This window comes from Pseudomonas sp. KCJK9000 (genome assembly GCF_046230725.1).
GTDB lineage: Bacteria > Pseudomonadota > Gammaproteobacteria > Pseudomonadales > Pseudomonadaceae > Aquipseudomonas > Aquipseudomonas promysalinigenes.
The window spans coordinates 32,935-55,009 of sequence record NZ_JBJJLN010000020.1; the positions used below are offsets into that span (position 1 = coordinate 32,935).

The 22,075-nt window shown below is 60.8% G+C and carries 17 protein-coding genes and 1 tRNA gene; 14 read left to right on the plus strand and 4 right to left on the minus strand.

Features of this window, described 5'->3' with window-relative positions; all coding sequences use genetic code 11:
• Window positions 1-9 precede the first annotated feature (9 nt).
• From ACK59H_RS11355 to bfr, 4 genes are all read left to right on the plus strand, one after another.
• A complete protein-coding gene (locus ACK59H_RS11355) occupies window positions 10-1,011 on the plus strand; it encodes a DNA-directed RNA polymerase subunit alpha (protein WP_003255452.1) in 1,002 nt (333 codons plus the stop codon).
• A 42-nt stretch (window positions 1,012-1,053) separates the two neighbouring features.
• Complete coding sequence (gene rplQ, locus ACK59H_RS11360; protein ID WP_060478900.1) at window positions 1,054-1,440, plus strand: 50S ribosomal protein L17; 387 nt, start codon at window positions 1,054-1,056, stop codon at window positions 1,438-1,440.
• A gap of 172 nt (window positions 1,441-1,612) precedes the next feature.
• Window positions 1,613-3,052, plus strand: coding sequence for a catalase (locus tag ACK59H_RS11365; protein ID WP_060478901.1), 1,440 nt, complete (start codon window positions 1,613-1,615; stop codon window positions 3,050-3,052).
• A 164-nt stretch (window positions 3,053-3,216) separates the two neighbouring features.
• Window positions 3,217-3,681 (plus strand): bacterioferritin, encoded by a 465-nt coding sequence (gene bfr / locus ACK59H_RS11370; protein ID WP_060478902.1) that lies wholly within the window; start codon window positions 3,217-3,219, stop codon window positions 3,679-3,681.
• A 32-nt stretch (window positions 3,682-3,713) separates the two neighbouring features.
• Here the strand turns inward: bfr and uvrA are convergent, their stop codons facing one another.
• Entirely contained in the window at window positions 3,714-6,548 is a 2,835-nt protein-coding gene (uvrA, locus tag ACK59H_RS11375) for an excinuclease ABC subunit UvrA (RefSeq protein WP_409264455.1), read from the minus strand.
• Between the two features lie 129 nt (window positions 6,549-6,677).
• Between uvrA and ACK59H_RS11380 the strand changes: the two genes are divergently transcribed.
• Window positions 6,678-8,072, plus strand: coding sequence for an MFS transporter (locus ACK59H_RS11380; RefSeq protein ID WP_060478904.1), 1,395 nt, complete (start codon window positions 6,678-6,680; stop codon window positions 8,070-8,072).
• Between the two features lie 9 nt (window positions 8,073-8,081).
• Window positions 8,082-8,621, plus strand: coding sequence for a single-stranded DNA-binding protein (locus ACK59H_RS11385; protein ID WP_060478905.1), 540 nt, complete (start codon window positions 8,082-8,084; stop codon window positions 8,619-8,621).
• A 94-nt stretch (window positions 8,622-8,715) separates the two neighbouring features.
• Here ACK59H_RS11385 and ACK59H_RS11390 read toward each other — a convergent pair whose 3' ends face one another.
• A complete protein-coding gene (locus ACK59H_RS11390) occupies window positions 8,716-9,162 on the minus strand; it encodes a heme-binding protein (RefSeq protein WP_081016665.1) in 447 nt (148 codons plus the stop codon).
• A gap of 252 nt (window positions 9,163-9,414) precedes the next feature.
• Here ACK59H_RS11390 and fdnG point away from each other — a divergent pair, with 252 nt between their 5' ends.
• From fdnG to ACK59H_RS11425, 7 genes are all read left to right on the plus strand, one after another.
• Window positions 9,415-12,483 carry a formate dehydrogenase-N subunit alpha gene (gene fdnG / locus ACK59H_RS11395; RefSeq protein WP_155500283.1) on the plus strand — a complete coding sequence of 1,023 codons (3,069 nt, stop codon included), beginning with the start codon at window positions 9,415-9,417 and terminating at the stop codon, window positions 12,481-12,483.
• Window positions 12,483-13,433 carry a formate dehydrogenase subunit beta gene (gene fdxH / locus ACK59H_RS11400; protein WP_060478908.1) on the plus strand — a complete coding sequence of 317 codons (951 nt, stop codon included), beginning with the start codon at window positions 12,483-12,485 and terminating at the stop codon, window positions 13,431-13,433. The genes fdnG and fdxH overlap by 1 nt, the downstream gene beginning before the upstream one ends.
• The gene (locus tag ACK59H_RS11405) at window positions 13,430-14,086 is read left to right on the plus strand and encodes a formate dehydrogenase subunit gamma (protein WP_060478909.1); all 657 of its coding nucleotides are present in this window, start codon (window positions 13,430-13,432) and stop codon (window positions 14,084-14,086) included. Before fdxH ends, ACK59H_RS11405 begins: the two co-directional genes overlap by 4 nt.
• A gap of 4 nt (window positions 14,087-14,090) precedes the next feature.
• On the plus strand, window positions 14,091-15,014 hold the full coding sequence (gene fdhE / locus ACK59H_RS11410) for a formate dehydrogenase accessory protein FdhE (protein WP_060478910.1): 924 nt from the start codon (window positions 14,091-14,093) through the stop codon (window positions 15,012-15,014).
• Window positions 15,015-15,121: 107 nt separating this feature from the next.
• Window positions 15,122-16,549: an L-seryl-tRNA(Sec) selenium transferase gene (selA, locus tag ACK59H_RS11415; RefSeq protein ID WP_060478911.1), complete on the plus strand. Its 1,428-nt coding sequence runs from the start codon at window positions 15,122-15,124 to the stop codon at window positions 16,547-16,549.
• Window positions 16,546-18,468, plus strand: a complete 1,923-nt coding sequence (selB, locus tag ACK59H_RS11420; RefSeq protein ID WP_060478912.1) for a selenocysteine-specific translation elongation factor — start codon at window positions 16,546-16,548, stop codon at window positions 18,466-18,468. The genes selA and selB overlap by 4 nt, the downstream gene beginning before the upstream one ends.
• 6 nt (window positions 18,469-18,474) lie before the next feature.
• Window positions 18,475-18,570 (plus strand) — tRNA-Sec (locus ACK59H_RS11425).
• A gap of 13 nt (window positions 18,571-18,583) precedes the next feature.
• Here the strand turns inward: ACK59H_RS11425 and ACK59H_RS11430 are convergent.
• Window positions 18,584-19,570, minus strand: a complete 987-nt coding sequence (locus ACK59H_RS11430; protein ID WP_060478913.1) for an asparaginase — start codon at window positions 19,568-19,570, stop codon at window positions 18,584-18,586.
• Window positions 19,571-19,642: 72 nt separating this feature from the next.
• On the minus strand, window positions 19,643-21,085 hold the full coding sequence (locus ACK59H_RS11435; protein WP_060478914.1) for a sodium:alanine symporter family protein: 1,443 nt from the start codon (window positions 21,083-21,085) through the stop codon (window positions 19,643-19,645).
• Between the two features lie 179 nt (window positions 21,086-21,264).
• Between ACK59H_RS11435 and ACK59H_RS11440 the strand changes: the two genes are divergently transcribed.
• Window positions 21,265-22,074, plus strand: coding sequence for a helix-turn-helix transcriptional regulator (locus ACK59H_RS11440; protein WP_060478915.1), 810 nt, complete (start codon window positions 21,265-21,267; stop codon window positions 22,072-22,074).
• Window position 22,075 lies beyond the last annotated feature (1 nt).

Below are 22,075 nucleotides of genomic sequence, written 5' to 3' on the forward strand. Positions count from 1 at the left end.
GGTGCATCCATGCAGATTTCGGTAAATGAGTTCCTGACTCCCCGCCACATTGATGTGCAGGTAGTCAGTCCGACCCGCGCCAAGATTACGCTCGAGCCTCTCGAGCGTGGTTTCGGCCATACCCTGGGCAACGCGCTGCGCCGCATCCTGTTGTCCTCCATGCCTGGCTGTGCAGTAGTCGAGGCCGAGATTGATGGTGTACTCCATGAGTACTCCGCGATCGAAGGTGTTCAGGAAGACGTAATTGAAATCCTGTTGAACCTGAAAGGCCTGGCTATCAAACTGCACGGTCGTGACGAAGTTACGCTGACCTTGTCGAAAAAGGGTTCGGGGGTGGTTACCGCTGCCGATATTCAGCTGGATCACGATGTCGAGATCGTCAACCCCGATCACGTAATCGCGAACCTGGCGTCCAACGGCGCCCTGAACATGAAGCTCACCGTAGCTCGTGGTCGCGGTTACGAGCCGGCTGACTCCCGTCAAACCGACGAAGACGAAAGCCGTAGCATTGGCCGTCTGCAGCTGGACGCTTCGTTCAGCCCGGTGCGTCGTATCGCCTATGTGGTCGAGAACGCCCGTGTTGAACAGCGTACCAACCTGGACAAGCTGGTCATTGATCTGGAAACCAACGGCACCCTGGATCCTGAAGAGGCTATCCGTCGCGCTGCGACCATCCTGCAACAGCAGTTGGCCGCGTTCGTCGACCTCAAAGGTGACAGCGAGCCTGTCGTAGTCGAGCAGGAAGACGAGATCGATCCGATCCTGCTGCGTCCGGTTGACGACCTGGAACTGACTGTACGTTCGGCCAACTGCCTCAAGGCGGAGAACATCTACTACATCGGCGACCTGATTCAGCGTACCGAAGTAGAGCTGTTGAAAACTCCTAACCTTGGCAAGAAGTCCCTGACTGAAATCAAGGACGTCCTGGCCTCTCGTGGTCTGTCTCTCGGCATGCGCCTCGACAACTGGCCGCCTGCAAGTCTTAAGAAAGACGACAAGGCGACCGCCTGATCGTCGTAATCACCGAACGTAGTGTTTGGTAAGGAATGAATCATGCGTCATCGTAAAAGTGGACGTCACCTGAGCCGTACCAGCTCTCACCGCAAGGCTATGTTCCAGAACATGGCAGTGTCGTTGATCGAGCACGAGCTGATCAAAACCACCCTGCCGAAAGCCAAGGAACTGCGCCGCGTTGCCGAGCCGCTGATCACCCTGGCCAAGGAAGACAGCGTTGCTAACCGTCGTCTGGCCTTCGATCGTACCCGTTCGAAGACTGCCGTTGGCAAACTGTTCAACGACCTGGGCAAGCGTTACGCCACTCGTCAGGGCGGCTACCTGCGCATCCTGAAGTGCGGTTTCCGCGCTGGCGACAACGCGCCTATGGCGTACGTCGAGCTGGTTGATCGTCCGGTCGGCGGTGCTGTAGAAGCTGCTGAGTAAGACGTTCTGTCTGCTACAAAGAACCGGGCCTAGTGCCCGGTTTTTTGTGTGTTAATAAATTGTTTATTTCTATCGGTGCGAGTCGTTTAATAAATTTGTTTGGGAATTACCGTTCGTCGATACTCCTTTTCAAGCCGATCAGCCGGCACTCGAATACCGATAAGGAGAGCCCATGAGCACGATTCTCACCACCGCCAGCGGTGCACCTGTAGCCGATAACCAGAACTCGCGTTCCGCCGGGCCTCGTGGCCCGCTGTTGCTCGATGATTTTCACCTGATCGAAAAGCTCGCGCATTTCAATCGCGAAAACATCCCAGAGCGCCGCGTACACGCCAAAGGCTCCGGTGCCTATGGCACCTTCACCGTCACCCGCGATATCACTTCATACACCAGTGCCAAGCTGTTTGAGCACGTCGGCAAACAGACCGAAACGTTCTTGCGGTTTTCCACTGTCGGCGGCGAACGTGGCTCTGCAGATACTGAGCGTGACCCACGTGGCTTTGCGGTCAAGTTTTACACCGAAGAAGGCAATTGGGACATCGTCGGCAATAACACGCCTGTGTTCTTCATTCGCGACCCGCTGAAATTCCCAGACTTCATCCACACCCAAAAGCGTCACCCGCAAACCAACCTGAAGAACGCGCAGATGATGTGGGACTTCTGGTCGCATTCGCCTGAGGCGTTGCATCAGGTCACCATTCTGTTCTCCGATCGGGGTATCCCAGACGGTTATCGGCACATGCATGGGTTCGGTAGCCACACCTACAGCCTGGTCAATGCCCAAGGGCAACGCACCTGGGTGAAGTGGCACTTCAAGACCCAGCAAGGTATCAAGAACTTGGCGCCGGCTGAGGCGGCCCGTCTGGCTGGCACCGATCCCGACTACGCTCAGCGCGACCTGTTCGAAGCCATCGAGCGTGGCGATTACCCGCGTTGGACCGTGTGCATCCAGATAATGAGCGAAGCTGAGGCCGCCAACCGCCATGAGAACCCGTTCGATGTGACTAAAACCTGGTCCCAGAAGGAGTACCCATTGATCGAAGTGGGTGTGCTGGAGCTCAACCGTAACCCGCTCAACTATTTCGCCGAAGTCGAGCAGGCGACGTTCGGCCCGAGCAATATGGTGCCCGGGGTCGGGTTGTCGCCAGACCGCATGCTGCAGGGCCGTGTGTTCGCATATGCCGATGCCCATCGCTACCGTGTAGGCACCAATCATCAGCAACTGCCGGTCAATGCGCCACGTAGCCCAGTCCACAGCTACCAGCGTGATGGATCCATGGCCACCGGTAGCTACGGCAGCGCGCCCAACTACGAGCCTAACAGCTATGCCGATGCACCCAAGCAATCACCGCGTCATGGGGAGCCTGAATTGGCGCTTAGCGGCGCCGCAGACCGCCACGATCACCGTGCGGACAGCGATTACTTCAGCCACGCAGGCGCCTTGTTCCGTTTGATGAGCGATGAGCAGAAGGCGCTGTTGATCAACAACATCGCCGGAACCATGGCTGGCGTGAGTGAGGATGTGATCCAGCGCCAATTGCAGTACTTCTTCAAGGCAGACCCCGCCTACGGCGAAGGCATTGCCAAAGCGTTGGGCATGAATCTCGCCTGAGTCGAAGTGATAAACAGAACCGCCCTCATTTGGGCGGTTTTTCAATGAATATCACTACTGTTTAACCGATTTATTGCGCCTGATTGCGCAATTTTCAGTGACCACAGTCAAAAGCTGGTTCACACTATGTGCATCAAGCCGTTTTCACAGGGAGAAGCAGGGCGATGCAAGGTCACCCGGACGTTATCAACTACCTCGTCACGTTGCTCAAGGGCGAACTGGCCGCACGCGACCAGTACTTCATCCACTCGCGCATGTACGAAGACTGGGGCTTGTCCAAGCTCTACGAGCGCATCAACCACGAGATGGAAGAAGAAGCCCAGCACGCCGATGCGTTGATGCGCCGTATCCTCATGCTAGAAGGCACGCCTGACATGCGCGCGGACGACCTGGAAGTGGGCAGCACCGTGCCAGAGATGATCGAGGCAGACCTCAAGCTCGAATACAAGGTGCGTGGCGCACTGTGCAAAGGTATCGAGCTGTGTGAGCTGCACAAGGACTACGTCAGCCGTGACATCCTGCGTGCGCAACTGGCCGACACTGAAGAAGATCACACCTATTGGCTGGAGAAGCAGCAAGGTTTGATCAAGGCTATTGGCCTGCAGAATTACTTGCAGTCGCAAATGTAAAACAGGGGGCGCTAATGCGCCCCCTTGTTGTTTCAAGCCCGATCACGCTCCAGCAGCGGTTTGAGGTAGTGCCCGGTGTAGGATTGCTTCATTTTGCTCAGCTCCTCTGGGGTGCCGCAGGCGATGATCTGCCCACCCTTGGATCCGCCCTCCGGGCCCAGGTCTACTAGCCAGTCTGCCGTTTTGATCACATCCAGGTTGTGCTCGATCACCACTACGGTGTTGCCGTGATCACGTAGTCGATGCAGCACATCCAGCAGTTGTTGAATATCGGCAAAGTGCAGGCCGGTGGTCGGCTCGTCCAGGATGTACAGGGTCTTGCCGGTATCGCGCTTGGACAGCTCACGCGACAGCTTCACGCGCTGCGCCTCACCACCGGACAAGGTGGTGGCCGACTGCCCTAGCTTGATATACGACAATCCCACGTCCATCAGCGTCTGAAGCTTGCGCGCCAGCGCCGGTACCGCATCGAAGAACTCGCGGGCATCCTCGATGGTCATTTCCAGCACCTCGTGGATGTTCTTGCCTTTGTACTTGATCTCCAGGGTCTCGCGGTTATAGCGCTTGCTTTTGCACACGTCACAGGGCACATAGATGTCCGGCAGAAAATGCATTTCCACCTTGATCAGGCCATCGCCCTGGCACGCCTCGCAGCGGCCGCCCTTGACGTTGAACGAGAAACGCCCAGGCCCGTAGCCCCGTGAACGCGACTCTGGCACGCCGGAGAAAAGCTCACGGATCGGCGTAAAGATGCCGGTATAGGTGGCCGGATTGGAGCGCGGTGTACGGCCGATCGGGCTCTGGTCGATGTCCACAACCTTGTCCAGGTGCTGCAAGCCGTCCATGCTGCTGTGCGGCGCGGCTTCCAGGCTGCTCGCGCCGTTCAGGGCAGTGGCCGCCAGGGGGAACAGGGTGTTGTTGATCAGGGTCGATTTGCCCGAGCCCGATACGCCGGTCACGCAAGTCAGCAGGCCGATCGGCACTTCCAGGTCAACGTTCTGCAGGTTGTTGCCACGCGCGCCTTTGAGTTTGAGCTGCAGCTTCTTGTTGCGCGGTGTACGTTTGGCCGGCACGACGATCTTCTTGCGCCCGGACAGGTACTTGCCGGTCAGTGAGTCAGGGTGCTCCATGACTTGCTGCGGCGTGCCCTCGGCAACGATCTGGCCGCCATGTACTCCGGCACCTGGGCCGATATCGACGACATAGTCGGCCAGGCGAATGGCGTCTTCGTCGTGCTCTACCACAATCACCGTGTTACCCAGGTCGCGCAGGTGGTTGAGGGTGGCCAGCAGTCGGTCGTTGTCACGTTGATGAAGACCGATGGACGGCTCGTCGAGAATGTACATGACCCCGACCAGGCCCGCACCGATCTGGCTGGCCAGGCGGATGCGCTGCGCCTCGCCACCGGAGAGGGTGTCTGCGCTGCGGTCCAGGGTCAGGTAATCGAGGCCGACATTGACCAGAAACTGTAGGCGCTCGCAGATTTCCTTGAGGATTTTCGTTGCGATTTCGCCGCGCCGGCCAGTCAGGGTCAATTCACCGAAATAGCTGCTGGCTTCGCCGATCGGCAGGTTGGTCACCGCCGGCAGGGTTTTTTCACCAACCCATACGTGGCGCGCTTCGCGACGCAGCCGCGTGCCACGGCAGTCCGGGCAGGGCTGAGTGCCGAGGAACTTGGCCAGCTCTTCACGTACCGTGGCCGATTCAGTCTCGCGGTAACGGCGCTCCAGGTTCGGCACGATGCCTTCGAACGGGTGCGAACGTTTGACGATATCGCCGCGGTCGTTGAGGTATTTGAAATCGACGCTGTGCTTGCCGCTACCCTGCAGAATCACCTTCTGATGCTCTGCCGACAATTCGCCGAACGGCTCCTCCAAGCTGAAGCCGTAATGGGCGGCCAGTGAGCCGAGCATCTGGAAGTAGTACACATTGCGCCGGTCCCAGCCGCGTATGGCACCTTCAGCCAGGGTCAGCTCGCTGTTGACTAAGCGCTTGGTGTCGAAGAACTGCTTCACGCCCAGGCCGTCGCAGGTCGGACAGGCGCCGGCGGGGTTGTTGAACGAGAACAGCTTAGGTTCCAGTTCGCTGATGGAATGGCCGCAGATGGGGCAGGCGAAGCGTGCGGAGAAGATCGTTTCTTCGCCAGCTTCGTCATCCATCGGGGCCACCAGCGCAATGCCATCGGCCAGCTTGAGGGCGGTTTCGAACGACTCGGCCAAACGCTGTTGCAGATCGGTGCGTACCTTGAAACGGTCCACGACTACATCGATGCTGTGCTTTTTCTGCTTGTCCAGCTTGGGCAGTTCATCCAGCTCATAGAGCTTGCCGTTGACCCGTGCACGGACGAAGCCCTGAGCGCGCATCTCATCGAACACCGCCAGGTGCTCACCCTTGCGCTCACGTATCACCGGAGCCAGCAACATCAGCTTGCTGCCCTCCGGGCGCTCCAACACCAGGTCGACCATCTGGCTGACCGTTTGCGCTTCCAGCGGAATATCGTGGTCCGGGCAGCGTGGCGTACCCACGCGGGCATACAGCAGGCGCAGGTAATCGTAGATTTCGGTGATGGTGCCGACGGTCGAGCGCGGGTTGTGCGAAGTCGACTTCTGCTCGATGGAAATGGCCGGCGACAGGCCTTCGATGGTGTCGACGTCGGGTTTTTCCATCATCGACAGGAACTGCCGGGCATAAGCCGACAGCGACTCCACATAGCGGCGCTGGCCTTCGGCGTAGAGCGTGTCGAACGCCAGTGAAGACTTGCCGGAGCCAGACAGGCCAGTGATGACGATCAGCTTGTCCCGCGGCAGCGTCAGGTCGATATTCTTCAGGTTGTGGGTACGTGCCCCACGAATCAGGATCTTGTCCACTGCGGCCTCGCTTGGCGGGCATAAACAAAGAAGTATACGGCGCGCTGCCATTACGCGGCAAAGCGTCGCGTAGATGCCGTTAGCCTGTCGGACTGATAGAATCGCCGCCGGTTCACACGAGGTTTATCCATGCACGATACCCACAACGAGCGCATGAGCAGCAGCGAAACCCGCGCTGCAGGCGGCCTGGCTCTGGTCTTTGCCTTTCGTATGCTGGGCATGTTCATGGTCCTGCCGGTGCTGGCCACCTATGGCATGGACCTGGCCGGCGCCACGCCCGCGCTGATTGGTCTGGCCATCGGCGCCTACGGGCTGACTCAGGCGGTGTTACAGATCCCGTTCGGGATGATCTCCGACCGAATCGGCCGCCGCCCGGTGATTTACCTGGGGCTGCTGGTTTTCGCGTTGGGCAGCGTACTGGCGGCCCAGGCTGATTCGATCTGGGGGGTGATCGCCGGGCGAATTCTGCAGGGCGCCGGGGCGATATCGGCCGCGGTCATGGCGCTGTTGTCCGACCTGACCCGCGAGCAGCACCGGACCAAAGCCATGGCCATGATTGGTATGAGCATCGGCCTGTCGTTCGCTGTGGCTATGGTAGTCGGGCCTTTGTTGACAAGTGCCTTTGGTTTGTCAGGCTTGTTCCTGGCCACTGCAGGACTCGCCCTGGTCGGTGTCCTGCTGATCGCCTTCGTCGTGCCCAACACCCACAGCATCCTGCAGCACCGTGAGTCCGGGGTGGCCCGCCAGGCTCTCGGTCCAACCCTGCGTCATCCGGACCTTCTGCGCCTGGACGTGAGTATCTTTATCCTCCATGCCATTCTCATGGCCAGCTTCGTCGCCTTGCCGCTGGCGTTCGTCGAGCGCGGTGGTCTGCCCAAAGAGCAGCACTGGTGGGTGTACCTGACCGCGCTGTTCGTCTCATTTTTTGCAATGGTCCCGTTCATCATCTACGGCGAAAAAAAGCGCAAGATGAAGCGTGTGTTGGCGGGTGCGGTCAGTGTCCTGCTGCTGACAGAGGTATTCTTCTGGCAGTGGGCTGACGGTTTGCGCGGACTGGTGATTGGCACCGTGGTATTCTTTACCGCATTCAACCTGCTGGAGGCTTCATTGCCCTCGCTGGTGAGCAAGGTGTCGCCTGCTGGCGGCAAGGGAACGGCGATGGGGGTTTACTCCACCAGCCAGTTCCTCGGCGCTGCCCTGGGAGGCATTCTCGGTGGCTGGCTGTTCCAGCATGGCGGGCTGAACATGGTGTTCCTCGGCTGCGCTATCTTGTGTGCCATCTGGTTGGTCGTTGCTTTGAGCATGAACGAGCCACCCTATGTGACCAGCCTGCGCATGCCGTTGACGCCAGAAGCAGTTCAGGAAGCCGGCTTGACCGAGCGCCTGATGGCCGTGCCGGGTGTGACCGACGCCGTGGTGGTGGCAGATGAAGCCGCCATCTATATCAAACTGGATACGAAAATTTTGGACCGTGCGACCCTCGAGCGACTGGTGAATCCAGCCTCTTCGGCGTGCGAAGCCTAGGAGAACGTTATGGCCCGTGGGGTTAACAAAGTCATTCTGGTCGGTACCTGCGGCCAGGATCCCGAAGTCCGCTACCTGCCCAACGGTAACGCCGTGACCAACCTGAGCCTGGCTACCAGCGAGCAATGGACTGACAAGCAGTCGGGCCAAAAGGTCGAGCGTACCGAATGGCACCGCGTGTCGCTGTTCGGCAAGGTTGCCGAAATCGCCGGCGAATACCTGCGCAAAGGTTCGCAGTGCTACATCGAAGGCAAACTGCAGACCCGTGAGTGGGAAAAGGACGGCATCAAGCGCTATACCACTGAAATCATCGTTGACATCAACGGCACCATGCAGCTGCTCGGCGGCCGCCCGCAGGGCCAGCAAGGCGGTGACCAGTACAACCAGGGTGGTGGAAACTACGGTGGTGGCCAGCAGCAGTACAACCAGGCCCCGCCCCGCCAGCAGGCCCAGCGTCCGCAGCAAGCGCCTCAGCGTCCGGCACCCCAGCAGCCAGCACCCCAGCCGGCAGCGGACTTTGACAGCTTTGATGACGATATTCCGTTCTGATCAGCGCGATCATTTCGCGCAAACACTAAAAACCCAGGGCAACTGCCCTGGGTTTTTTTATGTCTGGTGCTGGGCTTCAGTTAACTGCTCACGCCTAGCCATCAAGCGCCGCCTCGGCAAATGCTGCATCCAGCTCAGGCGTTGCACCGCTGATTCCAATACCACCGATATGCTCGCCATTGGCATCGAGGATTGGTAGTCCGCCCTGGAGCAAGGTGATTCGGGGCAGCGAGGCATATGGGTTGGCTGGCGAGGCTGCACGACCTTTGGAGGAAAGCGGAAAACGCGCCGAAGTCGTGGCTTTGAGCTGGGCGGCATTGATATTGTCAGTGCCAGCGCCGTCCATGCGATGGAAGTGTTTGAGGTTGCCGTGTTTGTCGACGATGCTGATAACGATCGAAAACCCCTGCACGCGAGCGGCCTGTTCGGCAGCAGCAGCCATGCGCTGGGCTTGTTGTGCGCTGAGGGCCTCGGCATGGGCATGCACCGTGAGCAATGAGGTACTCAACATCAGCCAGGCTAGCGTGAAGTTCTGAGTCATGCGAAACCTTCCGTGGGAATTTTCGGCAGCTTTACAGTTAGAAGCCGGAAAATCTGTAGTCCGTTTCCTCGTTTGCTGTCAGGCGTATCTCTGCGACCTGTAGGGCATGCGGCAATCAAGTGACCCATGTCATCGCACCTTCTCGATTCTTGACTAGTCTTATCTACTGGCGGCCATCAGTCTGCCGCCACCGTGACTAAGCAAGAGGCGCCGGCCAAGCTCCGTGCGTCCAAACCTGATCAGGAGTGCACGATGGACCTCAACCGTCGGCAGTTCTTCAAGGTCGCCGCCGTCGGCCTTGGAGGCTCGAGCCTGGCGGCGTTGGGCATGGCCCCAACGCCGGCATTCGCCGAGCAGGTGCGTCATTTCAAACTGACGCATACCAAAGAAACCCGTAACACTTGCCCCTACTGCTCGGTCGGCTGTGGCTTGATCCTGTACAGCCAGGGTGATGCAGGCAAAAACGTCAAACAGAGCATCATCCACATTGAAGGTGATGCCGATCACCCGGTTAACCGTGGCACCCTGTGCCCCAAAGGTGCCGGCCTGCTCGACTTTATCCACAGCCCTAGCCGTCTCAAGTACCCCGAAGTGCGCAAGGCGGGCAGCAATGAGTGGGTGCGGGTCAGTTGGGGTGACGCCCTTGACCGCGTCGCCGAGCTGATGAAAAAGGACCGTGATGCCAATTTCATTGCCAAGAACGCACAGGGCCAGACGGTCAACCGCTGGGTGAGCACTGGTTTTCTTGCTGCCTCTGCCGCGTCCAGCGAGGCTGGCTACCTGACCCACAAGGTCATCCGTGCAACCGGCATGCTGGGGTTCGATAACCAAGCGCGTGTCTGACACGGCCCGACGGTGGCAAGTCTTGCCCCGACGTACGGCCGTGGCGCCATGACCAACCACTGGTCCGATATCGCCAACGCGAATCTGGTCCTGGTGATGGGTGGCAATGCAGCAGAAGCGCATCCGTGCGGCTTCAAATGGGTGACCGAAGCCAAGGCGCACAACCAGGCGCGGCTGATCGTGGTCGACCCGCGTTTTACCCGTACCGCTTCGGTGGCCGATTACTACGCGCCGATCCGTACCGGTACCGACATCGCTTTCATGGGCGGGCTGATCAACTACCTGCTGAGCAACGACAAGATTCAGCACGAGTACGTGCGTAACTACACCGACGTGTCGTTCATTGTCAAAGAGGGCTACGGCTTCGAGGACGGGCTGTTCAGCGGCTACGACGAGGCCAAGCGTGTCTACGCGGACAAGTCCGGCTGGGGCTACGAGCTGGGTGAGGACGGCTTCGCCAAGGTCGACCCGACGCTGCAGCACCCGCGTTGCGTTTTCCAACTGATGAAGCAGCACTACAGCCGCTACACCCCTGAACTAGCGAGCATGACCTGCGGCATGCCGCAGGACGCGATGATGAAGGTCTGGGAAGAGATCGCCAGTTGCTCGGTGCCGGGCAAGACCATGACGATCCTCTACGCTCTCGGCTGGACGCAGCATTCGATCGGTGCGCAGATCATTCGCAGTGCAGCCATGGTCCAGCTGCTGCTGGGCAACGTTGGCATGCCTGGCGGTGGCGTCAACGCTTTGCGCGGGCACTCCAATATCCAGGGCCTGACCGACCTCGGGCTGCTGTCCAACTCCTTGCCAGGCTACCTGACCCTGGCAGGCGATGCCGAGCAGGATTACACCGCCTACATCGATAAGCGTGCTTCCAAGCCGCTGCGTCCAGGCCAATTGTCGTACTGGCAAAACTACGGCAAATTCCACGTCAGCCTGATGAAGGCCTGGTATGGCCCCAATGCAACCGCAGACAACAATTGGGGCTACGACTGGCTACCCAAGCTCGACGTACCGGCATACGACGTATTGCGCATGTTCGAGATGATGAGCCAGGGCAAGGTCAATGGCTACATCTGCCAAGGCTTCAACCCGATTGCCGCGCTGCCGGACAAGAACCGCGTCACGGCGGCGCTTGGCAAGCTCAAATGGTTGGTGGTCATGGACCCACTGGCCACCGAAACTTCGGAGTTCTGGCGCAATGCTGGGCCTTTCAACGACGTCGACACGGCCAATATCCAGACTGAAGTGATACGCCTGCCCACCACGTGCTTTGCCGAGGAAGACGGCTCGCTGGTCAACAGTAGCCGCTGGCTGCAGTGGCATTGGAAAGGCGCAGATGGCCCGGGAGAGACACGTACCGACGTGCGCATCATGAGCGAGCTGTTCATTCGGCTGCGCCAGCGGTACCAGGCCGAAGGCGGTGCCTTCCCCGACCCACTGCTGAACATTCACTGGCCGTACAAAATTCCCGAAGAGCCCTCGCCGGAAGAGTTGGCCAAAGAGATGAACGGCTGGGCCGTTACTGACATGACCGATCCGGCCGGTGCAGCCATCAAGGCTGGCCAGCAGTTGTCTGGTTTCGGTCAGCTCAAGGACGATGGCAGCACTGCTTCGGGCTGCTGGATCTTCTCTGGCTGCTGGACCGAGCAGGGCAACCAGATGGCCCGGCGCGACAACAGCGACCCGTACGGCATGCATCAGGTGCAGAACTGGGCCTGGGCGTGGCCGGCCAACCGCCGCATTCTCTATAACCGCGCCTCGAGTGACACCCAGGGCAAGCCTTGGGACCCGGACAAGAAGCGGCTGGTATGGTGGAACGGCAAGGCCTGGACCGGCACCGACGTGCCCGACTTCAAGGTCGACTCGCCACCGGAGGCGGGGATGAACCCCTTCATCATGAACCCTGAAGGCGTGGCTCGGTTCTTCGCCATCGACAAGATGGCCGAAGGCCCGTTCCCCGAGCATTACGAGCCGTTCGAGACCCCTATAGGTATCAACCCTCTGCACCCGCAGAACAAAAAGGCCACCAGTAACCCGGCCGGGCGGATCTTCGACTCCGTATGGGAAAGCCTCGGCACCCATGACGAGTTCCCTTATGCGGCCACTACCTACCGGCTCACCGAGCACTTCCATTTCTGGAGCAAGCATTGCCGGCTGAACGCCATTGCCCAGCCCGAGCAGTTCGTCGAGATTGGCGAGGTGCTGGCCAATGAAAAAGGTATCAAGGCCGGTGATCGAGTGCGGGTATCGAGCAAGCGCGGGCACATCGATGCGGTAGCGGTAGTGACCAAGCGGATTCGTCCGCTGATGGTCAACAATCAGACCGTGCATCAGATCGGTATCCCGTTGCATTGGGGCTTCACCGGCACCACGCGGCACGGCTACCTGACCAACACCCTGGTGCCGTTCCTGGGTGACGGCAATACCCAGACGCCGGAGTCCAAGTCGTTCCTCGTCAAAGTGGAGAAACTCTGATGGCCAGCCAAGACATCATCGCCCGCTCGGCCACCACCACGGCTCCACCTTCGGTACGCCAGCTGGAACAGGTCGCCAAGCTGATTGACACCACCAAGTGCATTGGCTGCAAGGCTTGCCAGGTGGCATGTTCTGAGTGGAACGAACTGCGTGACGAAGTCGGCCATAACCATGGCACTTACGACAACCCGCAAGACCTCAGCGCCGAAACCTGGACTTTGATGCGCTTCACCGAGCACGAGCGCGACGACGGTAACCTGGAGTGGCTGATCCGCAAGGACGGCTGCATGCATTGCGCTGACCCAGGTTGCCTGAAAGCCTGCCCGAGCCCGGGGGCCATCATCAAGCACGCCAACGGCATCGTCGACTTCAATCAGGACCACTGCATCGGTTGCGGCTACTGCATCACCGGCTGCCCGTTCAACATCCCGCGCATTTCGCAGAAAGACCACAAGGCGTACAAGTGCACCCTGTGTTCCGACCGCGTGGCTGTGGGCCTGGAGCCGGCCTGTGTGAAAACCTGCCCCACTGGGGCGATCGTATTCGGCAGCAAGGAAGAAATGAAGGTGCACGCCGACGAGCGCATCGTCGACCTCAAGTCGCGCGGTTACGACAAGGCTGGCCTGTATGACCCTGATGGCGTCGGCGGCACCCACGTGATGTATGTGCTGCACCATGCCGACACGCCGAAGCTGTACGCCGGCCTGCCGGACCAGCCGGTGATCAGCCCGCTGGTGGGTTTGTGGAAGGGCATTACCAAACCACTGGCGCTGTTGGCCATGGGCGCGGCGGTGCTGGCTGGGTTCTTCCACTACGTGCGTGTGGGCCCGCAACGGGTGGAAGAAGACGACCACCCGACATCTGTGGACGAGAGCGTGCACCAGGTGGACCCGGCGGTCCATGTCTATGATCCGACCAAGCCCGGTGGGCAAGGGGAGCCGCGGCCATGAACGACAACAAACCCATCCTGCGCTACACCGCCAATGAACGCACCAACCACTGGATCGTCGCAATCCTGTTCATGATGGCGGGGCTTTCCGGGCTGGCGCTGTTCCACCCGGCATTGTTCTGGCTCAGCCATCTGTTCGGTGGGGGCCCCTGGACGCGCATCCTGCACCCGTTTCTGGGCGTAGCGATGTTCGTGTTTTTCCTAGGGCTGGTGGTGCGTTTCTGGCGTGCCAATTTCATCACCGCCAACGACCGCCTGTGGCTGCGCCGGGTTGATCGGGTAATGCTGAACCAGGAGCAGGGCGTGCCACCGGTCGGTAAATACAATGCCGGGCAGAAGCTGCTGTTCTGGACGTTGTTGGCGTGCATGCTGGTGCTCCTGCTCACAGGGGTGGTGATCTGGCGTGCATACTTCAGCCACCTGTTCGGTATCGAGGTCATCCGCCTTTCGGCGCTGGCCCACGCACTGGCAGCCTTCGTGCTGGTGCTGAGCATTATCGTGCACATCTACGCCGGTATCTGGATCAAAGGCTCGATCAGCGCCATGCTGCATGGCTGGGTCAGTCGCGCTTGGGCGCGTAAGCACCATGAATTGTGGTACCGCGAGGTAACTGGCGATAAAACTCGGGGCAATCACGGACGCAAAGAAGGATGAGCGCTTGAGCACGATACTGGAACCTGGGCAGATCGAAGCGTCGGCGGTTATGCCGCCGTTTCTACATCTGCCGCCTGGCGATTTGTTCGCACTACGCGCGCAGCGCCTGGAGCACCTGGCCGAGGGTCACGCCTTGGCGGATTACTTGAGGCTGGTAGCTCAGCTTTGTCGGGTACAGCAGCTGCTTGTGGATAACCCGCCTGCCGGCTTACCCGTGGCCGAGGCACGTCAGCGCTTGTGCATAAGTCATGGACTTCCCCCCTTGGCAGCTGACAGTCTGGTGCGTGAGGGGCCTTGGCTGGTCTGGTTGCAGGCACTGCTCGCGCACTTGAGCACTGAAGCCACCGGGGCGCTGGGCGAAGCGTTGCGAGCGTTGCGCGCCAGTGACCAGGGGCAGCGCAAGGGTTGGGGTATCGCCCTGCTTGCCGGGCAATACGATGCGGTGCCTGCAGCGCTGGTGCCGTTCCTTGGTGCTGCCTTGCAGGCTGCCTGGTCAAGTTGGTTGCTGGCACTGCCAGCTACCGAGCTCAAACCTGCGGGCAGCCTTGCGCAGTGCCCCGCCTGCGGCTCGCCCGCCATGGCCGGTGTGGTGCGTAACCGTGGCAAGCACAATGGCTTGCGCTACCTGGCCTGTTCGCTCTGTGCCTGCGAATGGCATGTAGTTCGCGTGAAATGTGTTTATTGCGAGTCGAGCAAAGACCTGCGCTATAGCAGCCTGGAGGATGATCGCCAAGCGCCGGGCAAGGCGCCGCTGCGAGCTGAATGCTGCCCGGGCTGTCAGAGCTACTTGAAGCAGAGCTACTTGGAGAATGACGCGGCGGCCGAGCCGTTGGCTGACGATCTGGCTAGCCTTGCGCTGGATATACGCTTGGACGAGGAGGGCTTGCATCGCTTGGCACCGAACCTGATGCTCGCGCCTGGGTCGTAGCTCGGGTCTACACTGAAATACCACGTCGCTTGCTTGGCGGCGGTTCGCGTCGTAGAACCGCCGAGCAAGGCCAGCACAGACAACGGATCAGTCCAAGGTAGTACCGCATGTCCTCCAGCCTCACCAGCCACGCACCACGCCTGCCGTCCATCGATACCCTTCTGCGCCACCCGGCCTGCATGCCGCTGATCGACCGGCACGGCCGCGATGCTGTTCTGGCTACACTGCGCCAACTGCTCGACGACCTGCGCGGCCCCGCGCTCCATGGCCAGCTCAGTACCGCCGAGCTTGGCGCTGAGGTGCTGCTGGGGCGCACGGGCGAGCGGCTGCTGGTGCAGCAGCGCAGCCAGGTGCGTCGTGTGTTCAACCTGACAGGGACGGTGCTGCACACCAACCTCGGCCGCGCGCTGCTCCCAGATCAAGCCATCGAGGCGATGCAGATGGCCGCGCGCTACCCGCTCAACCTTGAGTTCGACCTGGCTACCGGCAAGCGCGGCGACCGTGATGATTTGATCGAAGGTCTGATTCGCGAATTGACCGGCGCCGAAGCCGTTACCGTGGTCAACAACAATGCCGCTGCAGTGCTGCTGGCGCTCAACAGCCTGGGGGCACGCAAAGAGGGCATCATTTCTCGTGGCGAGCTGATCGAGATCGGCGGTGCCTTTCGTATCCCTGACATCATGGCACGCGCCGGCGTGAAGCTGCACGAAATCGGCACTACCAACCGCACGCACGCCCGTGATTATGAAGCCGCCATCGGTCCACGCACTGGCCTGCTGATGCGTGTGCATTGCAGCAATTACAGCATTCAGGGCTTCACTCACCAGGTCGAGACGGCGCAGCTTGCGCAGATCGCCCACCAGCATCAATTACCGCTGCTCGAAGACCTGGGCAGCGGCAGCCTGCTCGACCTCACTCGCTGGGGCCTGCCGGCCGAACCCACGGTGCGCCAAGCCCTAACCGATGGCGCGGATATCGTCACCTTCAGCGGCGACAAGCTGCTCGGTGGCCCGCAGGCAGGAATCATCGTCGGGCGTAAGGACCTCATCGCCAGGATCAAGAAAAACCCACTTAAACGGGCATTGCGCGTCGACAAGATCACCCTCGCCGCACTTGAAGCGGTGCTGGCGCTGTATCGCGACCCCGACCGCTTGGTCGAGCGCCTGCCGAGCTTACGCTTGCTCACTCGTGGCCAGGCCGAAATTCAGGCCCAGGCCGAGCGCCTTGCCCCAGAGCTCAAAGCGCGCCTGGGCGAGCAGTGGCATGTTGGCGTCGAGCCGGCACTGGGCATGATTGGAAGCGGTAGCCAGCCGGTGGCACGGCTGCCCAGCGCGGCACTGTGCCTGCGCCCGCAGGTGTCGAAGAAACTGCGTGGGCGCAGCCTGCACGTGCTGGAGCGCGCTCTGCGCGCCTTGCCGGTACCAGTGCTCGGGCGCATCAACGATGACGCCCTGTGGCTCGACCTGCGTCAGCTGGACGATGAAGCGCAGTGGCTAGCTCAATTACCAGCCTTGCAGTTGGGGCCTGTACAGTGATCGTCGGGACAGCCGGCCATATCGACCACGGCAAGACCGCGCTGCTTGAGGCACTCACCGGCCAGGCCGGCGACCTGCGTCAGGAAGAACGCGCTCGGGGCATGACGATCGATTTGGGTTACCGCTACGTGGCGCTTGCAGATGGGGCTGCGTTGACCGGCTTCATCGACGTGCCGGGTCACGAGCGTTTTATCCACAACATGTTGGCCGGTGCCCATGGTATCGATCTGGTGTTGCTGGTGGTGGCCGCCGATGATGGGGTGATGCCCCAGACCCGCGAACACTTGGCGATCATCGAGCTGCTGGGCATTGCGCAAGCGCTGGTAGTGATCAGTAAATGTGACCGTGTGGAACCCGAACGCTTGGCACAGGTGCAGGCGCAGATCAGCGCGTTACTGGCCCATGGGCCTTACGCCAAGGCGCGTCAATTCCCCGTATCGAGCCTCACTGGCCAGGGAATCGAGGTGCTGCGCCGGGCCTTGCTGGAGGCTGAAACACAGGGGCGCCAACGCAGCCCACGCGGTGGCTTTCGGTTGGCGGTGGACCGTGCGTTTGCCGTCACCGGAGCCGGGATAGTCGTCACCGGCACTGCCCTGGCAGGGCAGGTGAGTGCAGGCGACACATTACTGCTAGGCAAGGTGGGCAAGCCGGTGCGTGTGCGTGGCCTGCATGCGCAGAACCAGGTTGCCCTGGTGGCCGAGGCCGGCCAGCGGGTGGCGCTGAACATTGCTGCTGAGCGCTTGGCACTTGAGCAGGTGCACCGCGGGGACTGGCTGGTGCCCCAATGGTTGCATGCGCCCAGTGTGCGAGTGGATATCGACCTTACCCTGCTGCCCGGCGAAAGCCGTGCCTTCGAGCACTTCAGTGCTGTGCATGTGCATCTTGGTACCCAGGATGTCACCGCCCGAGTGGCGTTGCTCGAGGGTCAAAGCCTGGCTGCCGGGCAGCGTATGTTCGCGCAATTGCTGCTTAATGCGCCTTTGCAGGCAGTACACGGGGACCGCCTGGTATTGCGCGACCAGCGTGCCCAGCGCACGCTCGGCGGGGGCAAAGTGCTTGACCCGTTCGCCCCAAGCCGACAGCGTCGCAGCGACGAACGCTTGCGCCAATTGCAGGTGCTGCGCGCTGCAGATGATCTGGAGCAAGCGCTGCCGGCACTGCTCGCCAGTGCTCAAGGCGGCTTGGACCCACAGCGTCTTGAGCGCCAGTTCAATCGCCAGCGCGAAACCTGGCTTTTGCCCGATGATGTGCTGGTAGTCGCCACGCGCCAGGGGCCGTTGCTGTTTGCCAAATGTCGATGGCATGCGCTCAGGCAGCAACTGCTCGAGCAACTGGCACGCTTGCACGAGCTGGAGCCCGACCAGCTCGGCCCTGACCGCGACCGCCTGCGCCGCTTTGCTGGCCTGGCGCTGGAGCGGCCGGCGTTTGTCAGCCTGCTCGACGAGTTGCTCAGTGACCAACTGCTGTCCAGCAGTGGGCCATGGCTGCATTTGCCTGAGCACAAGGTACAGCTGAGCGCTGCCGATAGCGCAATGTGGGGGCGGCTGGAGCCGAGGCTGCTGGCAGGCGAATACGACCCGCCCTGGGTCAGGACGTTGGCAGCCGAAGAGCAATGTGCCGAAGCGGATGTGCGCTTGCTGCTTCGCAAGCTAGCGCGTTTGGGCCTGGTGCATCAGGTGGTACGCGACCTCTTCTACCCGCAGCAGACGCTTAAGCGCATGGCAGCACTGCTGCTCAAGCAGATGGAGGACACGCCAGTAGTGCAGGTTGCCGCGTTTCGCGATATGTTGGGCATCGGTCGCAAGCGCAGTGTGCAGGTTCTCGAATACTTCGACCGCATTGGCTTCACCCGCAGGGTGGCCGACCAGCGCTACATCCGCGCCGACAGTGCATTGGCCCAGCAGCAGGCCGGGCACTGAATACAAGGAAGGCAATCGCGCCCGGTGGCGCGGCCGGGCTTCAAACCCGGTTGGGGACGGCAGCCGTTCCCGGGCAGGTTCGACTCCCGCTGCCTTCCGCCACTTTCACCCGCAATCAGGCGCGTTCCCCGCAAAGGTCCAACGCAAACCACTGTTCGGCTGCATCGACATCCAGGCCGGCGCCCAGCAGTGCGAACATCTTGCCCAATGCAGCTTCCCGGGTCATGCCGCCGCCACTGACTAGCCCGGCGCTACGCAAGCGGTTACCCGCTGCGTAGGTGTCGAATACCACCGACCCTTCCGGGCACTGACTGATGGCGGCCAGCAGGACACCGCGCTGGCGCGCTGCACGCAGCACTTCCAGTAGCGCCTGGTCATCCGATGGCCCGGTACCACTGCCATAGCACTCCAGTAGCAAGCCCTGCACGCCGCTTTCGAGTACGGCTTGAAGATGTACCGCTTGCAGGCCTGGGTATACCGGCATCACCGCCAGGTTGACCGGTTGGCGCCGTTGCCGATAGTCCAGGGCGGCAGGCCACTGGCTGGCCCGTTCACCTTCGCGGTGGCGTGGCAGTGCAGCGAAGGCGTCGAATGCCTCGCTGCGTAGCTTCGAAGCCCGGCAGCCATGCAGCAACTGGCCGTGGAAATACAGCTGCACACCACTGTCCAGGCCCTTTTCGACCTGCCGCAGGGCTCCGCACAGGTTGTCCCAGGCATCACTGCCCGGTGCCCCGGCTGGCAGCATCGAGCCGGTCAGCAACACCGGCACCGGCAGGCCCAGTAGCAAGAAAGACAACGCTGCGGCGCTGTAGGCCAGACTGTCGGTGCCATGCAGCACCATCACGCCATCATGGCCGGCATCCACCGCCGCGACGATGGCTTCGCGCATCGCCAGCCAGTTGTGCTGCTGCATGTTGGCGCTGTCGAGCAGCGGGTTCATTTCCTGCAGCGTCCAGTGCACCTGTGGTGCATCGGGCAGTTGAGCGAGGTGTTCGCGCATGCGCGCATCGAAACCACCGGCCGGCGCGAGGCCTTCTGCGGTTTCCAGCATGCCGATGGTGCCGCCGGTGTAGAGGACGAAAAGGTTCTTGACTGCACGCATGGAGAGCATCCGTAGCGGGGAGCGAAAGTAGAGCAGCCGCCCACGGACAGGGCGGCTGGGCAGGGCAGAATATCAGCGCTGGGTTTGCGCTTGGCCGACGGCTTTGTCAGCGACTGTTTCCGCTTGCGGGTTGGCAGGCCAAGCATTGCGGTCAAGGTCCAGGTCAGCGAACTTCGACGAGTCGAATACCGGCTGCTTGATACCGGCCTTGCGCTGCTCGTCGTAGTCACGCATCACCCGCAGGCCGACCTTGAACAGCAGGGCCAGGGCGATCAGGTTGACGAAGGCCAGGCAGGTCATGGTGATGTCGGCGAACGCGAAGACCGTGGACAGGTCCTGCATCGAGCCCCAGACCACCAGCGCCAGTACCAGGCCACGGAACACCATGAGCACGGTGCGGTTGCGGCTGAGGAACTGCAGGCTGTTTTCGCCCAGGTAGTAGTTGTAGAGGATGCAGGTGAACACGAACAGTGACAGCGCAATGCTGACGAACAGGCGGCCCCAGTCACCCACCACGGCGGCCAGCGAGTTCTGGGTCAGGACGATGCCGTCACCTTCGAAGCCTGGGGTGTAGAAGCCCGACAGCAGAATCAGCAAGGCGGTGCAGGTGCAGATCACGAAGGTGTCGAGGAACACGCTGAATGCCTGGACCACGCCTTGAGCACCTGGGTGCTTCACGGCAGCTACGGCGGCTACGTTCGGTGCACTGCCCAGGCCTGCTTCGTTGGCGAATACGCCACGTTTCACACCCATGACGATGGCGCTGCCGAGCAGGCCGCCGAAGGCTGGGTCGAGACCGAAGGCGCTCTTGAAGATGGTTTCCAGCATGGCAGGCACGTGTTCGATCTGAGTGCCGATCACGTACAGGGTTACGCCGATGTAGGCCAGGGTCTTGACCGGTACCAGCAGGTCCGACACGGCCGCGATGCGCTTGATGCCACCGATGAAAGTGATGGCCAACAGCACTGCCAGGACGATGCCGGTGTGTTGCGGGTCAAAGGCGAAGGCGTTCTGCAGCGAGTGGGTCACGGTGTACGACTGCAGGCCGATGAAGGCGAAGCCGTAAGTGACCAACAGCAGGATCGAAAACACGATAGCCATGCTTTTGCGCTTCAGGCCGTGCTGGATGTAGTACGCCGGGCCGCCACGGTACAGGCCATCGCCGTCGGCGCGCTTGTACACCTGTGCCAAGGTACATTCAAAGAAGCTGCTGGCCATGCCGACCAGGGCTGTGACCCACATCCAGAATACCGCGCCTGGGCCGCCCATGGTCACGGCGATGCCGACACCGGCAATGTTACCGGCGCCAACGCGGCCGGCAAGGCTCAGCATCAGGGCCTGGAAGGAGCTCAACTGGCCTGCCTGGCCACGCAGCGATTCCTTGAAAACGGCGAACATATGGCCGAAGTGGCGGAACTGAACGAACCGCGAGCGGATGGTGAAGTAACCGCCGAGACCGACGATCAGCACGATGAGGAGTTTCCCCGAGAGGAAATCGTTAAGTGCTTCGAGCATTGGAAAATGACCTCGATTCTTATTGTTCGCATGGAATGACTAGCGGACGGCAGGCGCACCACTATTCGTTGGGGCGCATGGTTGGCCATGACAAGACTCGTTACAATTTCGCGGCTTGCTCCGTTTTGGTGCGACTTGATGCTACACTTGCGTCATTCGCGTCACCTGAGTCTGCTGTCATGAGCGATCACTTCGCCAACAATCTCAAATTGGCTTGTAGCCACTACCGCTCTATCTCCGAAGTTTGCCGCCAGCTGTCGATCAACCGTGCCCAGTTCAACAAGTACCTGAGCGGGCAGAGCCGTCCGACGGCTTACAACCTCAAGCGCATTGGCGATTTCTTTGGCGTGGAAGATTACGAGCTGAATTTGCCACCCGAGCAGTTCAGCCGCTTGATCGGTGCACGGGTGTCGACGCCAGCCGAGCAACCCGGCGATCCGATCAGTGAATTGTTCCGCCCGCTGCATGATCACGCCGGCAATCTTTCGCGCTATTGCGGCTATTACTTCGAATACTCCAACTGCATGTCGGTCCCCGGCACCATCCTGGTGTCGCTGGTGCATCTGTGGGAAGAGCGGGGCCGCTTTCTGTTCGAGCGCCAGGAGCGTCAGGAGCGTTCCAGCTCTGCCGACCAGCATGCCGAAGTGCGGTGCCGCTATCTGGGTGCGGCGTTTCAGCTGCAGGATCGACTTTTCCTGATCGACTATGAGTCGCTGACCTACAACGAGATGAGCCAGACCATTCTCATTCCAAGCTTCAAAAGCCGCATCACTCGGCTAAACGGCCTCAAGGCCGGCGTTTCCAGCGGCGACCGTCGCAACCCCGCTTGCACGCGTGTGGTGTGGGAGTATTTGGGTGAAGAGATAAACCGCATCAACGCCTATCGGCAGGTCAAGCTGTATCAGCCGGATGATTCGCGGATCGATGACGACGTGCGCGAGCGCTTGAGCGTGGCGCCTTTGCGCAATGGGTTGTTTGAGATCGAGTGAC

Bases quoted from the DNA above. Each gene is read 5' to 3' on its own strand.
- ACK59H_RS11355 (WP_003255452.1), top strand. From the start codon at position 10: ATGCAGATTTCGGTAAATGAGTTCCTGACTCCCCGCCACATTGATGTG.
- rplQ (WP_060478900.1), top strand. From the start codon at position 1,054: ATGCGTCATCGTAAAAGTGGACGTCACCTGAGCCGTACCAGCTCTCAC.
- ACK59H_RS11365 (WP_060478901.1), top strand. From the start codon at position 1,613: ATGAGCACGATTCTCACCACCGCCAGCGGTGCACCTGTAGCCGATAAC.
- bfr (WP_060478902.1), top strand. From the start codon at position 3,217: ATGCAAGGTCACCCGGACGTTATCAACTACCTCGTCACGTTGCTCAAG.
- ACK59H_RS11380 (WP_060478904.1), top strand. From the start codon at position 6,678: ATGCACGATACCCACAACGAGCGCATGAGCAGCAGCGAAACCCGCGCT.
- ACK59H_RS11385 (WP_060478905.1), top strand. From the start codon at position 8,082: ATGGCCCGTGGGGTTAACAAAGTCATTCTGGTCGGTACCTGCGGCCAG.
- ACK59H_RS11390 (WP_081016665.1), bottom strand. From the start codon at position 9,162: ATGACTCAGAACTTCACGCTAGCCTGGCTGATGTTGAGTACCTCATTG.
- fdxH (WP_060478908.1), top strand. From the start codon at position 12,483: ATGGCCAGCCAAGACATCATCGCCCGCTCGGCCACCACCACGGCTCCA.
- ACK59H_RS11405 (WP_060478909.1), top strand. From the start codon at position 13,430: ATGAACGACAACAAACCCATCCTGCGCTACACCGCCAATGAACGCACC.
- selA (WP_060478911.1), top strand. From the start codon at position 15,122: ATGTCCTCCAGCCTCACCAGCCACGCACCACGCCTGCCGTCCATCGAT.
- ACK59H_RS11430 (WP_060478913.1), bottom strand. From the start codon at position 19,570: ATGCGTGCAGTCAAGAACCTTTTCGTCCTCTACACCGGCGGCACCATC.
- ACK59H_RS11435 (WP_060478914.1), bottom strand. From the start codon at position 21,085: ATGCTCGAAGCACTTAACGATTTCCTCTCGGGGAAACTCCTCATCGTG.
- ACK59H_RS11440 (WP_060478915.1), top strand. From the start codon at position 21,265: ATGAGCGATCACTTCGCCAACAATCTCAAATTGGCTTGTAGCCACTAC.